Genomic DNA, 14,490 nt, shown 5'->3' with positions numbered 1-14,490 from the left:
CTTTAAATTCATTCAAGTATGATAATGCACAAAAAAAGACAGAACGGCTCCAAATCAGAGATCTGGAAGCCAAACTTTGTCTATAGCCTGATAGAATATGCCGCTGCACGTATGCTTTTCATGCATGATTTTATAAAGCAGAGGCAGGCTCCGTATTAGGCTGCGGCTCTCCAAATTGCGGATAGCCTTTTTCATCGTAGGTAAACGACTGGATGCAGGCATGCCGTCCCGCGTCATTGAGCGCTTCTCCGCCTCCCGTTTTTTGATCCCGGGCGTGATACACAAGCAAATCTGTTGTTTCATCCTCGGCGACTGTAAAGCTGTTATGCCCCGGACCAAACTTTTTGTTTTCTTCGCTTGTTTGGAATACAGGCTGCTTTGACTTTTCCCAGGAAGCTGCATCCAGCAGATCCGCATTTTCGTCCGCAGTCAGCAGGCCCATCGCATAGTTTTCATCAGTAGCACTGGCTGAATACGTAATAAATATCTTTCCGTTTCTTTTTAAAACGGCCGGTCCTTCGTTCACGGGAATTTTCCGCATCTCCCATTCCAAGTCCGGCTTCGTAAGCATTACCTGCTTTGACTTTAACGTCCATGGGTTTTCCATTTCAGCGATATATAAATTCGAGTTTCCTAAAATGGACGGATCTTTTTGCGCCCATACGTAATAGTAGGTGCCTTTTTGTTCAAACACAGTGGCATCCAGGCAGAAGGACTCCCAGTCGGTTTTCACCTGTCCTTTTTCTTCCCAGCTGCCTTCAAGTGGATTGCTGCTGCTGTTTTGAATCACATACATACGGTGCTGAAACGTTTTGTGTTCCGGATGTGATTCTTCATTTGGCGCAGCCGCAAAATAGATGAACCACTTTCCTTCTATATAATGAAGCTCCGGTGCCCAGATCAGGCTGCTCATCGGCCCTTCTTCATGCTTTCGCCAAACCGTAACCGGCTCCGCCTCCCGGAGTCCATTTATTGTTTCTGCTCTCCGCAGTTCGATTCGGTCAAATTCCGGCGCAGACGCAATAAAATAATAATAGCCGTCCTGGTGTTTGTAAATAAATGGATCTGCTTGTTTCAATAATAATGGATTTTCATATACTGTCATTGGAGGTTCTCCTTTTTCAATTGAGCTTTTTGCTCGTTTAAATAACGAAGCATGGTATGGCGATCCCTTAAGGTATGCGCCTTCTGCAGGCTGGCTGATACAAGTTCTTCGTCAATTTGAAGGTCCTCCGGCGAAACCGGAGCCCCCGCCTGCTTCAGCAATCCAGCAATGCGTTCCGGATCCGGTGTGTCGATAACGATTCCTGCTTTCATAATTTCAGACCGGTATTGCTTGTAAACGTTCGCGATTAAAACAGTCGCAGCTGCTACTTTTGCGCCGTGCAAAATTTGCGCCCGCCCTTTTTCAATGAAATCCATCTCCCAAAAATGGGATAAGTGATGCTCTGCTCCGGAAGCCGGATGGGACTGTCCGAACAACAGCATTGCTTGTCCTGACTCAATCAATGCATCCATTAAAACACGAATGCCCTCTTCTTCTTTTGCGGCAATTTGCTCCACGTGACTCACACATTTCCGCAAAGCTGTTTCTGTTATAGCAGCAGCTTCTTCCGAATAAGGTTCACCTGCTGTTAAATGTCCGAAGCGCCAGTCAGCAAGCGAAGTGAACTTTGCCAGCATATCGCCAAACCCGGCTGCAATCATCTCGGCCGGTGCAGCTGTTAAAACACCAACATCCGCAAAAAGCGCCTGTGGGCATACAGCCTTAAGGGTCGTTTTCCTGCCGCGGATAATGAGCGGAGCCCCTACCGAGGTAAAGCCATCAACCGATGGGGCAGTCGGAATTGAAACAAATGGGATACGCGTTTTATCGCTGCAGAACCGGGCAATGTCGTGAATTGTTCCGGCTCCAACGGCTAAAAGCGCATCTATATTGTGGTCAATCGCAATTAATGCTTGAATAAGAGACACTTCATCCGCTTTTACATCCCCGTTTTGATCAGGATCGATTAAACATACGGTACTGTTTATCTGCTTTTTCTTTAACCGCCGTATTAACTCGTCTCCAGCGGCCGCCTGTGTATGACGGTCTGCAATAAGCAGGACATTTGTCCAATTTTTTGACTGAAGATACTCGGCGCATTGAGCGAAGGCATCTCTCTCAACAACGATTTTTTCAATTCTCATTCGATTTTCGCTCCTTTTTGAAGCCGGATCACATTCCATGACAGCGCAGGAAGAACTGCGGTTACTCTGCCGCTGTCATGGGACGCATTTCCATTGGAATGTGGCTCAACCGGTGCAGACTGTACAGAGTTGGTTTGCTTTAAATTGCCTCCATTCTCAAGCACGATATGCTCTGCAACTGCATAGCCTTCAAAATTTCGGATATCACATTCCAGCTGAAGCACCTGATCCACATCACGATTTAAGGCAAAAATCGTCAGCTGTTCTTTTTCTTCATTATAAACGGCCATCGATTCAAGCACCGGTACATCAGTGAAATCCTTGCTGTCGTACTTTGGAGAAGAAACAATCGGGTTTAATGCCACGCCGCGTCCATACACAGATGCATGCATAAACGGATAGTAAATCGTTTGTTTCCACGCGGCCCCGTTCTGCTCGGTCATAATCGGAGCAATTACATTCACCAGCTGCGCAAGGCAGGCAATCTTTAAGCGGTCTGCATGCTTCAGCATCGTAATCAGCATGCCGCCGACAAGCAATGCATCTTCAAAATTATAGATATCTTCAAGCTGGGGCGGTGCCACTGTCCAGGGCTCCAGCTTTTTATCCTGTTCATTCGAGTGATACCAGACGTTCCACTCGTCAAAGGCAAGATGGATCTGCTTCTTGCTGCGCTTTTTCGCTTTAATATAATCAGCAATCGAGATGACGGACCGGATAAAGTCATCCATTTCAACAGTCTGAGCTAAATAGTTTTTAATGTCATTATCCCGGTTGCCGTAATACTGGTGAAGAGAGATAAATTCAACATGCTCATATGTGTGGTCCAGAACAGTCGCTTCCCATTCGGCGAAAGTCGGCATATTCCGGTGGGAGCTGCCGCATGCTACAAGCTCAATAGAAGGGTCCACCCATTTCATCGCTTTAGCCGTTTCCGCCGCAAGACGCCCATATTCATGTGCTGTTTTATGACCAATCTGCCACGGTCCGTCCATTTCATTTCCCAGGCACCATGTTTTAATGTTATACGGATCTTTGACACCGTGGGAAATGCGCAAATCACTGTAATATGATCCGCCCGGATGATTGCAGTACTCAACCAGGTTCCGTGCCGCGTCGATGCCGCGCGTTCCCAAGTTCACCGCCATGTTCACTTCTGTGCCGGCCCGCTTTGCCCATTCCATAAATTCATTCGTGCCGATTTCGTTTGTTTCAAGCGCCCGCCAGGCGAGCTCAAGTCGTTTCGGACGCTGTTCTTTCGGGCCGATCCCATCCTCCCAGTTATAGCCGGAAACAAAGTTTCCGCCTGGATACCGGACGAGAGGAACCTGCAATTCATTTACCATCCCAATAACATCACGGCGGAAGCCATGCTCATCCGCTTCCGGATGACCCGGCTCATAAATGCCGCCATATACGGCCCGCCCGAGATGCTCAATAAAGGAGCCATATACCCGTTTATCAATTTCTGCAATTTTAAAGTCTTTCTCTATAATCATCGTTGCTTTCATCTTAAAGCCTCCTTAAGGATAGATTGTTAGCAACACAACGGACATGCTTGGCAGCTCTGCTGTTAACTGGCCGTTCTCCAGCGTAAAGCTTGTAAACTCTTCCGGCTTCACCTGCTCAGGGTTTTCAAACGTGTTGTGGGCGTTCATTACATCTGCAGTTAAAACACGTCCTTCTACAGACAAGGAGCTGCCGGCGATACCCCGCACATCAACGGAAATAGATGCGCCATTTTGGTGGTCAATGTTGCACAGGCTGAGGTGAATAACCCCATCCGTATTTTTGGAGGCGGTAGCGCTTATCTGGGAAAGAGAATCACCCTCCATTTCATAGGCGCCGCTGTTGATGCTGATATCTAAAAGCTGTGCATCCTGATGCACTTTGTACATTTCAAATACATGATAAGTTGGTGTAAGAATCATTTTTTCATTATCTGTGAGTACCATCGCCTGCAGTACATTTACCGTCTGGGCAATGTTTGTCATGTGAACGCGGTCCGCATGTTCGTGGAAAATATGGAAATGAACTGCTGCAACAAGCGCATCACGAATCGTATTCTGCTGATAAAGGAAGCCAGGGTTTGTGCCGGGCTCTACATCAAACCAGGTGCCCCACTCATCAATAATCATGCCAATCCGCTTTTCTGGATCATATTTATCCATAATGGTTGAATGGCGTGTAATCAGCTCGTTCATATGTAATGCTTTTTTCATGGTGACAAACCACTCGGATTCCGGGAAATCAAGCGCAGAGCCTTTTCCTTTCCAAAAATCGCCCGGAATTGTGTAGTAGTGAAGGCTTAATCCATCCATAAACGGTGCAGCTTCACGCATCAGTACTTCTGTCCAGTTGTAATCGTCTACATTCGCTCCTCCGGCAATCCGGTAAATTTTATTTTCTCCGTAATTGCGGACGAAGGTTTGAAAGCGGCGGTATAAATCAGCATAATATTCGGGGCGCATATTTCCGCCGCAGCCCCAGTTTTCATTCCCGACACCGAAGTAGGTTAATTCCCATGGCTCTTCCCGGCCATTCTCCCTGCGCCAGTTGGCCATTGGGGATTCACCGTCAAACGTCATGTATTCAACCCACTCCGACATTTCCTGAATGCTGCCGCTGCCGACATTGCCGCAAATGTACGGCTCGCACTCAAGCATTTCGCACAGCATCATAAATTCATGAGTGCCGAAATGGTTATTCTCCACCACACCGCCCCAGTGCGTGTTAACCATATGCTTGCGCCCTTCACGCGGACCTACGCCATCCCGCCAGTGGTATTCATCCGCAAAGCAGCCGCCCGGCCAGCGCAGCAGCGGGATATTAATATTTTTTAATGCCTGCAGCACATCATTGCGAATACCATTTGTATTTGGAATATCTGATTCTTCTCCTACCCAGATTCCTTCGTAAATACAGCGGCCAAGATGCTCTGCGAAATGGCCGTAAATATTTTTGTTAATCGTTCCCTTTATAACATCAGTGTTTAATGTAACGTGGTTTGTCATATCAAAAAACTCCTTTTCGCATTCATTAACGGCTGTCTTTTTTCCCCACTATGACTATCCCGTCCTGATTGATTCCTGTAAATACATAGGTTGGAATACGATATTCAAAGTCCCAGGCTTCTAGCACAACAGCTTCTATCTTATCCCGGCCTGCTGAAATGAGAAACCGCGAGCCATCAAGCTGCAAAAAGTCCAAGCCCTTTAAGCCATAAGGCTTGGACTTAATTTGTTTATTGTCATCCTTTGTCATTTCAATAATATCCCAGGTTCCATCAAGTGAATCAGGAATTATTGGCTTTTCTATTTCTCCACTGTAGCGCTCGGGTGAAACCAGCGGCCATCCATCGCTGCTCCAAACAACTTTGCGAATATGAAGTGAATGCCATGTTGGATTTTTTTCATCTCTTGCATGATGGCATATGAAATAATCATTATCTTCTTTTAAAATCGAATTGTGGCCCGGCGCAATCCAGCCTAGTGATTCCCCAAATCTATAACCGCCAAGAACTTTAAGGCCTACTTCGTGCGGTGGAAGAGAAGTATCAGTCAAACTGTTTCCGTCCCGATCGTAATAAGGACCTGTCACAAAGTCGGAGCGGCCCACTCGAATATGGTATGTGGAAAATAGGGAGTCGTAGGAGACAAATAGATAATATTTTTTAAAACCGGGGTGATAAACGATATAGGGCCCTTCGATCGCTCCTTCCACACTTTTATGCCGTCTGGCTATAACCGTTTCTTCTGCTCCTTCTTTTTTCTTCCCGGTCAATGGGTCAATCGGAAACACCCGGATACCGCCAAAAAAAGAACCGTAAACAAGCCATGGTTGCTTTTTCTCGTCCCAAACAATGTTTGCATCAATGGCGTTTTGCTCATCTGTATGCGTTGTTTTCACAACTTCTCCATAATCTGTCCACGGGCCCTCTGGGTGTTTAGCGCGTGCAAGGCCAATAAAAGACTGGTTTTTACCGAATTGGGATGCAGAATAATACATTAAAAATTCATCACCGTTTTGAATAACCTCCGGTGCCCATAATCCTTTAGCTCCTGTCCATTGATATGCTTCTTCAGGAATGGCGTCGAACGCGTAGCCGACCCACTCCCATTTAATCATATCTTTGGATTTGCGAATCTGGACTCCGCCACGCGGTTCTCCGTTCACTTTAGCATCAGTCGAGAATACATAATATGTATCTCCGTACTTTAAAATAGCAGGATCATGAACGTGCAGCGTGCCCCATTCTTTCTCGTTATTAACCGTTGATTCGTTCATCCGTTCATACTGAATATCCAAAAGGTTCGCATTCATTCAGATCCCATCCTTCATTTCTCAACTTTCTTGCCCCAAACAGCCGTCCCATTCTCGCCAAGGCCGGTAAATACAATGGTTCCTTTTCCATTTTCCCAATCCCACGCGGCTGAAAGGATCACATTTTCTGACACTGTTTCGCCGCCCAAATCCCATTCAAGTAAAAGCATGTTTTCTTTCGTAGTTGACCAAAGGCCTGATACAGTATCACCTTGAATTGAACCGTCTTTTCCCAGAGTAATGATTGTGGAAGAAGCCGGCTCCTCATTGAACCGTTCATGATGAATATATTCCCACGTACCGGCGATCTCCCTCTTGTTTGCTTTAACACTTCCTTTACCTGTATAGCGTTCAGGCGAAGCAACCGGCCATCCATCCTCCGTCCAAAAAACCTCTCGAACATGCAAATGCGACCAAAATTTATCGTCCCCTACTCTAGCATTATGAAGAATATAGTCTTTTCCATTATCCTGCAGGAAGGCGCTGTGGCCTGTGCCAATCCAGCCACTGTCATTCTCAAAGAAATAAGAACCAATTATTTTCGTTCCTGTATCCCAGGACCCATCGCTTACATCAATCATTTCACGGCCGTTATAGTCTAAATATGGGCCTTCAATCGTTTGTGACCGCGCCACTCTAACATTGTAGGTATCTTCAAGCCAGCCATATGATGTCATCAAATAATACATATCAGTTTGATCGTTATAAAACAAAGAAGGAGCTTCAATTCCATAGTCCATATTCTTTCTCTGGGCTATTTTCACGCCTTCCTCATTTCGATTCTTCATCAGACCGGTTTCCGCATTTATCTCTACTAGAAAAATTCCGCCAAAGTACGATCCATAACTCATCCAGTATGTTCCGTCTTTCGCTTGTATGATAGATGGATCAATGGCATTTACTGTGTGCCCGTCACCTTCTTTTGAAACAGCAACTGCTCCAAGGTCTTTCCATGGACCTTCCAGCGAGCTGCTTACTGCTGCACCAATGTAAGAGTTTCTGGATCCTGTTTGAGAAACAGAATAGTAGAGATAAAAACGGTCATTCATTTTCACGACTTCTGGAGCCCAAAACGTTGACCCACCCATTGTCCATTCAGCTGCCTCAAGTGGAACCTGGTCAAAAACACGGCCTGCGAATTCCCAGTTAACTAAATCTGTTGATTTGCGAACTTGAATACCCGGAGCCGGCTTTCCACCAGTCATATAATCGGTAGAGTACACGTAATACACACCGTCTTCTTTTATAATCTCCGGATCATGTGTATTATTGGTTGTCCATTTCAATTCATCCATCACAATATCCGGATCTGTTTTGCTTGCGACTGATTCAGGCGGCGCCTTCGGATACGTTATGGCTTTTTCCTTGTAAAATCCGGAGATACCCAATACAACCGCAGTCGAGATAATCGCCACAAGGATTGTCCATCTCTTTCCTGCCGACACGCACTTAGCCTTTCACACCGGAAATTGCAACCGATTCGATGATTTGTTTCTGGAATATAATAAATACAATCAGCATTGGCAAAAGAGCTACTACAGACGCAGCCATAATAAGCGGATAATCACTTTGAATAGCATACGACGCATTAAAGTTTGCGATTACAAGCTGGAGTGTTTGTCTTTCAGGCGAATTCAAATAAAGAATAGGCGCCAAGTAGTCATTCCAAATTGCCATAAACCATAAGATAAACTGTGCAGCGATCGCCGGCTTGATCAGCGGCAAAACAATACGGTAGTAGATTTGAAAGTATGAGCATCCATCAATTTTAGCCGCTTCAATAATAGCGTTCGGAATACTCGTTAAGTACTGTCTTATAAAGAAAATCATTATAACATTGCCGAAAAGACCTGGGACAATTAAAGGAAGCAATGTATCAACCCAGCCGATGTTTGAAAAGATGATAAACTGTGGAATCATCACCACAGGATAAGGAATCATCATAGAAGCAAGAAGAAGCAGGAACAGCTGGTTTTTCCATTTAAACCGTAACTTTGAAAACGCGAATGCCGCCAGGCTGGAAGTAAATGTTCCGATGATCGTAACAGACAGAGCTACTGTTAAACTGTTGGTAATCCCGCTTAAGAGAGGACCCTTTTCCCATATTTCAAAGTACTTTGTAAATTGAATCGGATCTGGTATCCACGTTGGTGGAATAGCAAAAACATCTTCCCGTTCTTTTAAAGAAGTTGTAACCATCCATAGAAGCGGTGCCACCATGATAAATGCACCGACGCTAAGGAGGGCAAAGATCACGATGTCAGCTATCCGCTTTGTTTTTCTTTCAGAGGTATGTTTTACTTTTTCCTTGTTCTTTGCAAAAGTTGCCTCCATCTTTGTCACTTCTCCTCTCTGATGTTAATTAATCCATATCATAAGATGTTTTTTCATTGATTTTAAATTGAATTAATGTAACTACGAAAATAAAAATCCCAAGCACCATTGCCATAGCCGATGCATAGCCCAGCTGGAAATTACCGAAAGCTTTCTCCCAGATGTAAAATACGACTGTAGCGGAAGAATATTCCGGACCGCCGGTTGGAGTCATAATGTTGATTTCTGTAAATACTTGCGCACCCCCAATAATAGACGTAACAACGATAAAGAACGTCACTGGCTTGACCATTGGCAAAGTAATATGGCGGAAAATTTGAAAAGCGTTTGCTCCATCCAATTTTGCCGCTTCGTAATAGGTTTTCGGAACACTCTGAATAGCAGCCAAATACAGGAGCATAGTATAGCCAAGGCCTTTCCACACAGTCATGAGAATAAGACCCGGTTTCACAGTGTCTTTATCTGACAGCCAGTTTGGTCCTTCAATTCCGAAATAACCAAGAAATTGATTAATAAGCCCATAATCGCCGTTAAATGCCCACTGCCACAAAATTGCAATAGCGGCAATGGAGGAGATTACCGGAATATAATAAATAACGCGGAATGTGCTGGTCGCCCATATCCCCCGGTTTAATCCCATTGCCAGGAGAAGCGACAGGATAATACCAATTGGAATCCCTATCATAAGAAAGATTGTGTTAAACATAGCTTTATGAAAATATTCGTCGTGAAGTAAGGCTTTAAAGTTTTCCAATCCGATAAAATTCATTTGACTAAGGCCGTCCCAGTCTGTAAAAGCTGCGTAAGAAGAATACGCTACCGGAATCATTGAAAATATCAAAAAACCAATAACAGGCGCTGCAATAAAAAGATAACCATACAGTCCTTCTTTTCTATACAGTTTTGATTTTTCTGCTTTCATATTAGGCACCTCCGTTTAGCAGATTTTATCTGCGTATGAATAAAAGAGTGCCAGTTGTTACAGATTGCACTGAACTGGCACCTTTTTTAAAATTTTTAAGCCTTATTTTTTTGACTGCTCTTCTTGCTTAACTGCTTTATCAAGCAGTTCCTGCATCTTTGGCTGTACTTCTTTTGTATACTCTGCCGCTGTTTTCTTGCCATCGAGTACCGGCTGAACATTGGCGAAGAAGTAATCGAGCCATTCACCGTTATAAGTAAAGTCTGTTGAGTGGCTGCGGCCGTAGTCATTAATAATATCAAGGAATTCTTGTTTGTTTTCCGGAACAATTGATGTATCCGCTGCCCATTCTTCCGCTACTTTCACAGAGTTTGGAATTTGAACACGCTGGTCAATAAGGGCTTGCTGGCCTTCCTGGTCAGCTGATAGATACATAGCAAGTTCAGCAGCTGCTTCCGGGTTTTTAGATGTTTTCGAAACGCCGATTCCAAGTGAACCAATCCATGCAGCAGATTCACCAGTAGAACCAGCAGGCCAAGGCATTAAATCATATTCAAATTTAAGCTCTTTTTCAAACGTACCCATATCCCATGGACCTACAGGGAAGAAAGCAAGCTGTCCACGAAGCCATCTTTGGTACGTGTCTAATGATTGTGCTTCTCCGATTGACGGTGTTACCTTGTATTTATTTTGCATGTCTGCAAAGTACTGCAGCGCTTCCACGAATTTCGGATCATCTACTGTTACTTTTGTGTATGTTTCATCTACAAAGTCAGCACCGTTACTCCAAACAAATGGCTGAAGGGCCCAGTTAACGTTGAATCCAGTTCCATACTGATCCATTTTCCCATCACCATTTGTATCTTGCGTTAGTTGTTTTGATACATTGATAAATTCATCCCATGTCATCGGCTTGTCTTTATCCGGAAGAGCGATACCTGCTTTTTCAAACATTGTTTTATTGTATCCTAGAGCAAAAGGTCCAAGGTCTTTTGGAAGACCGTAAATAGCTCCTGTTCCAGTTTCTTTTCCATCATATTGGTACTTCGCTACACCTGTTTCCCAAATATCGTCTAGATTAACACCTTCCGAGCCTTCAACGTATTCTGTAATATCTCTTAATACATTTGAATTCACATAAGCTTTTAATTGTCCTGGATTGTAGAAAAACACATCTGGAATTTTACGTCCTGCAATCGCCGCCTGTAATTTTGTATCGTACTGGTCACCAGCTGTTACTACAATATTTACTTTAACGTCCGGGTTGGCTTCTTCAAATTTCTTTACAACCGCCTTATAAGCTGCCTGTTCCTGCGGCTGTCCTCTGAACATAAATGTTAATTCCTTTTTGCCGCCACTGTCCTCGCTCGCACTTCCTCCATTCGAGCATCCACTTAAGACCGCACCAATCATTAAGAACAAAGCTAAAAACAATATATTGAACTTCTTGTTTTTCATTTACTTTCCTCTCCTTCTCTTTTTTTATAAATGAGCCCTTGAAGCATTTACCCCTTATCCGCCTCTACTTATACGTACATCCCTATCAAAACAATAATATTTTTTATACATTAATGCTGTTCATATACAATGCTTCCCTCGACAAGATACTTAAACAGGATGTTTTTACTATAGTTTTGCGCTATAATAACAAACAGTTATACGAACAACTAAAAGGAGTCTATTATAATGAATAAAAATCAAAACAAATTATTCAATGGCTTAGAAACAGTCACCAACCTTTTCCAGCTAAACATTTTATGGATTTTGTTCTGCCTTCCAATCATTACAGCTGTTCCGGCCACTGTTGCCATGTACTGTGTTATCCGGCAATGGATCATCCATCAAGACCCTGGAGTATACAGGTCTTTCATTCGGTTTTTTAAAGAAAACTTCAAAAAAAGTTTCCTTATCGGATTGCTTTTGTACGCTATTGCCGGCTTCCTGTACCTCAACTTTTTTTCTATTTTGAATTTTCATTACATGCGGCCGCTTTTCCTTGCTATATTTATCGCCTTCGCTGTTTTGTTCATAGGTTTTACCTTGTTTTTGTTTCCGGTGATGGCGCACTACGAAGGAGCAATAAAAACGCTGCTTAGAAACACTCTTTTCTTCACGATCGGCCGGCTTTTCACTACGGTTACTCTGCTGGCTATTGCTTTTATATCAGCCTTGACCGTGTACGCTGTTCCTTTTTCTTTCTTTTTTATCGTGAGTACAGGCTCCTACTTGATCTACATTATCTGCCACAAGACTTTCACTAGAGTAATAGAGACGTAATCTTTAAAGTATATAGAAATGTTTTTTCACCTGGCGCGGTAATCAATTTAATCGCGCTTTTTTTATGCTCCACACGGTTTTCGAAAAAACGCTTTCCATCAAAATCCCTTCCTGCTATATAAGCCCCCTGCCCATTCCTCCTATCTGTTCAACCGAACCTCTACAAGGTGTATCCAGTTTTTAGTAGACCAGCTTTTTCTTTCAAACCAATTATCCTTTAAAACAATACGTTAACTTAATAGTATTATATATTCCAACTGAAAACGCTGTCAATAACTTTTTAATAAACATAATCTTTTTTTATTTATTAAGATTAATTAATTTGTTAACTTAATTTTTTTATTGTATAATTAATTAAAATCAATTAACTTTTTCATTATTTTATTTTTTAGTTAATCATCATTATGTTATTATTTATGTTAATTAAATACATCAGAGAAAGAAGGACATTGCTTATGCAATTAGAAATTGATCAATCCTCGCTTGTTGTTTATGAAGCACTGGCAAGCGAGGTCCGCTTAAAAATCATCCAGCTGCTGTCTAAAAATAAAATGAATATTAAAGAATTAGCGGAAGAACTGGGAATCAGCAGCCCCATTGTGACCAAGCATATAAAGAAGTTAGAAGCTGCAGGGATTATCAGAACCGAAAAAATCCCCGGAAAGTCCGGCCAGCAGAAAATTTCCATCTTAAAGGTTGACCACATTGAGATCAATTTTCCAAAGAAAATCTTTCACTCATTTGCTTCCTATGAGTCCTCAGTACCAATCGGCCATTATACAGACTTTAATGTAAAGCCAACGTGCGGCCTCGCAACGGAAAAAGATTTTATCGGCCCGGTAGATGAACCGCAGTATTTTATGGACCCTCAGCGCGTAGACGCAGAAATTCTCTGGTTTACACAGGGGTTTATTCAATACAATACGGCAAACTTTCTAAAACCTGGAGAGTCATTGCAGCAGTTTGAAATTTCCCTGGAATTATCTTCAGAATTTCCTTTTTCTAATGATGTCTGGCCTTCGGATATTACGTTCTCCTTGAATGGAATTGAATTAGGCACCTGGATAAGCCCTGGAGATTTCGCAGACACGAGAGGAAAATACACGCCTGACTGGTGGCCCCATAATTTAAACCAGTATGGGCTGCTGAAAACGATTCGCATTACAAAGCATGGAACTTATATAGATGGCGATCCTTTGTCAGATATCTCAGTAGATGATTTGGACACAACCTGCGACAGATGGACTTTTTGTCTTGAAGTGAAAGAGGATGCCGAGCATGTAGGAGGCGCAACTATTTTCGGAAAAAAATTCGGCAATCATAATCAAGATATTGCATTTAAGCTTTATTATCTCTAAAACACCTTTATTAAAAAAGCGGATGTCTTACGAAAAGACATCCGCTTTTTTAGCAAGTACTTACTTTGTTTCGAACCTGTAGACAGTCCGCGACGCATAGTTTTCTCCTGGCTGAATCGTATTCTGGGGAAAACCTGGATGATGAATAGAATCCGGCAGTCCCTGTGTTTCCAGGCAAAGGCCGGCGTATTTCCGCGACTCTCCGCCATCAAGCAGTACGCCATTCGTTATCTGCGTGCCGGAATACAATACAACACATTCTTGATCCGTTTTTATTCTGAGCACACGACCACTTTCTTCATCTGATAAAGTGATGCCGCCATCCCCGTTTAAAACAAAAGGATGGTCGTACCCTTTACCTGCCAGCTTATTTTGCGGGTCATTTGATTTTACCCCTGCTTGAATAGTCTGGCCCCGGCGAAAATCGAACGCAGTGCCTTCAACTGGCTGGAGCCTGCCGGTCGGCAAAAGCTGGTCATTTAATTCTGCATACCGGTCGCTGTCCATTTGCAGCAGGTGACCGGTAATATCCCGTTTTACATTACCGCTTAAGTTAAAATACGTATGGTTTGTCAGGTTTAGAAGAGTCGGCTGATCCGATACAGCTTCATATTGAATAATAAATTCATTTTCATCATTCAGCGTGTACGTAACCGTAACCTTTATGTTCCCCGGATATCCGCCTTCCCCATCGGGGCTTTCATGGGTGAACCGGACACCGCCTGGTATGGATTCAGATTGCCAGATGACTTTGTCAAATCCTTCCTGTCCGCCGTGCAGATGGTTGTTTCCATCATTGCGTTCAAGGGTGTACATTTTCCCGCCCAGCTCAAATGAGCCTTCTCCGATCCGGCCGGCAAAGCGGCCAATGACAGCACCTAAATACCAGGGATTGTACGCATACTGATCGGTTCTTCCATACCCCAGTACGACGTTTTCACGGTTTCCTTCACGGTCTGGCACAATAATTTTGGTAATGATGCAGCCATAATCAATAAAAGACACTTCCATGCCATTTTTGTTTTTCAGCGTAAACTCTTTAATATTTTTGCCATTTATATTCCCAGTCATATTCTCCGCTCCCTT

The 14,490-nt window shown here is 43.4% G+C and carries 12 protein-coding genes; 2 read left to right on the top strand and 10 right to left on the bottom strand.

Going from position 1 to position 14,490, the window contains the following annotated elements:
• Window positions 1–130: 130 nt before the first annotated feature.
• From VP98_RS14415 to VP98_RS14375, 9 genes are all read right to left on the bottom strand, one after another.
• On the bottom strand, window positions 131–1,105 hold the full coding sequence (locus VP98_RS14415; protein ID WP_046176109.1) for a glycoside hydrolase family 43 protein: 975 nt from the start codon (window positions 1,103–1,105) through the stop codon (window positions 131–133).
• On the bottom strand, window positions 1,102–2,190 hold the full coding sequence (locus VP98_RS14410; protein ID WP_052712255.1) for a sn-glycerol-1-phosphate dehydrogenase: 1,089 nt from the start codon (window positions 2,188–2,190) through the stop codon (window positions 1,102–1,104). Before VP98_RS14410 ends, VP98_RS14415 begins: the two co-directional genes overlap by 4 nt.
• The gene (gene arfA, locus VP98_RS14405; protein ID WP_046176107.1) at window positions 2,187–3,701 is read right to left on the bottom strand and encodes an arabinosylfuranosidase ArfA; all 1,515 of its coding nucleotides are present in this window, start codon (window positions 3,699–3,701) and stop codon (window positions 2,187–2,189) included. The genes VP98_RS14410 and arfA overlap by 4 nt, the downstream gene beginning before the upstream one ends.
• 12 nt (window positions 3,702–3,713) lie before the next feature.
• Window positions 3,714–5,204 (bottom strand): alpha-N-arabinofuranosidase, encoded by a 1,491-nt coding sequence (locus VP98_RS14400; RefSeq protein WP_046176106.1) that lies wholly within the window; start codon window positions 5,202–5,204, stop codon window positions 3,714–3,716.
• Between the two features lie 25 nt (window positions 5,205–5,229).
• Window positions 5,230–6,513 carry an arabinan endo-1,5-alpha-L-arabinosidase gene (locus VP98_RS14395; RefSeq protein ID WP_046176105.1) on the bottom strand — a complete coding sequence of 428 codons (1,284 nt, stop codon included), beginning with the start codon at window positions 6,511–6,513 and terminating at the stop codon, window positions 5,230–5,232.
• Between the two features lie 14 nt (window positions 6,514–6,527).
• Window positions 6,528–7,958, bottom strand: a complete 1,431-nt coding sequence (locus VP98_RS14390; RefSeq protein ID WP_046176104.1) for an arabinan endo-1,5-alpha-L-arabinosidase — start codon at window positions 7,956–7,958, stop codon at window positions 6,528–6,530.
• 4 nt (window positions 7,959–7,962) lie between these two features.
• Entirely contained in the window at window positions 7,963–8,847 is an 885-nt protein-coding gene (locus tag VP98_RS14385) for a carbohydrate ABC transporter permease (RefSeq protein ID WP_046176103.1), read from the bottom strand.
• Window positions 8,848–8,875: 28 nt separating this feature from the next.
• Entirely contained in the window at window positions 8,876–9,769 is an 894-nt protein-coding gene (locus VP98_RS14380) for a carbohydrate ABC transporter permease (protein ID WP_046176102.1), read from the bottom strand.
• A 102-nt stretch (window positions 9,770–9,871) separates the two neighbouring features.
• Window positions 9,872–11,227 (bottom strand): ABC transporter substrate-binding protein, encoded by a 1,356-nt coding sequence (locus tag VP98_RS14375; protein ID WP_046176101.1) that lies wholly within the window; start codon window positions 11,225–11,227, stop codon window positions 9,872–9,874.
• 228 nt (window positions 11,228–11,455) lie between these two features.
• On the opposite strand from VP98_RS14375, the gene VP98_RS19455 reads away from it, so the two are divergent.
• Both VP98_RS19455 and VP98_RS14365 read left to right on the top strand, forming a co-directional pair.
• On the top strand, window positions 11,456–12,046 hold the full coding sequence (locus VP98_RS19455) for a YesL family protein (protein ID WP_046176100.1): 591 nt from the start codon (window positions 11,456–11,458) through the stop codon (window positions 12,044–12,046).
• Between the two features lie 455 nt (window positions 12,047–12,501).
• Window positions 12,502–13,404 (top strand): ArsR/SmtB family transcription factor, encoded by a 903-nt coding sequence (locus VP98_RS14365; RefSeq protein WP_046176099.1) that lies wholly within the window; start codon window positions 12,502–12,504, stop codon window positions 13,402–13,404.
• Between the two features lie 60 nt (window positions 13,405–13,464).
• On the opposite strand, the gene VP98_RS14360 is transcribed toward VP98_RS14365, so the two are convergent.
• A complete protein-coding gene (locus tag VP98_RS14360; protein WP_046176098.1) occupies window positions 13,465–14,475 on the bottom strand; it encodes an aldose epimerase family protein in 1,011 nt (336 codons plus the stop codon).
• Between the last annotated feature and the right edge of the window lie 15 nt (window positions 14,476–14,490).

Origin of the sequence: Domibacillus indicus (assembly GCF_000970685.1) — a bacterium.
GTDB lineage: Bacteria > Bacillota > Bacilli > Bacillales > Domibacillaceae > Domibacillus > Domibacillus indicus.
This window is presented reverse-complemented; position numbering and strand designations above follow the sequence as displayed.

Coding starts and splice junctions, on each gene's coding strand:
- VP98_RS14415 (WP_046176109.1), bottom strand. CDS start 1,105: ATGACAGTATATGAAAATCCATTATTATTGAAACAAGCAGATCCATTT.
- VP98_RS14410 (WP_052712255.1), bottom strand. CDS start 2,190: ATGAGAATTGAAAAAATCGTTGTTGAGAGAGATGCCTTCGCTCAATGC.
- arfA (WP_046176107.1), bottom strand. CDS start 3,701: ATGAAAGCAACGATGATTATAGAGAAAGACTTTAAAATTGCAGAAATT.
- VP98_RS14400 (WP_046176106.1), bottom strand. CDS start 5,204: ATGACAAACCACGTTACATTAAACACTGATGTTATAAAGGGAACGATT.
- VP98_RS14395 (WP_046176105.1), bottom strand. CDS start 6,513: ATGAATGCGAACCTTTTGGATATTCAGTATGAACGGATGAACGAATCA.
- VP98_RS14385 (WP_046176103.1), bottom strand. CDS start 8,847: ATGGAGGCAACTTTTGCAAAGAACAAGGAAAAAGTAAAACATACCTCT.
- VP98_RS14380 (WP_046176102.1), bottom strand. CDS start 9,769: ATGAAAGCAGAAAAATCAAAACTGTATAGAAAAGAAGGACTGTATGGT.
- VP98_RS14375 (WP_046176101.1), bottom strand. CDS start 11,227: ATGAAAAACAAGAAGTTCAATATATTGTTTTTAGCTTTGTTCTTAATG.
- VP98_RS19455 (WP_046176100.1), top strand. CDS start 11,456: ATGAATAAAAATCAAAACAAATTATTCAATGGCTTAGAAACAGTCACC.
- VP98_RS14365 (WP_046176099.1), top strand. CDS start 12,502: ATGCAATTAGAAATTGATCAATCCTCGCTTGTTGTTTATGAAGCACTG.
- VP98_RS14360 (WP_046176098.1), bottom strand. CDS start 14,475: ATGACTGGGAATATAAATGGCAAAAATATTAAAGAGTTTACGCTGAAA.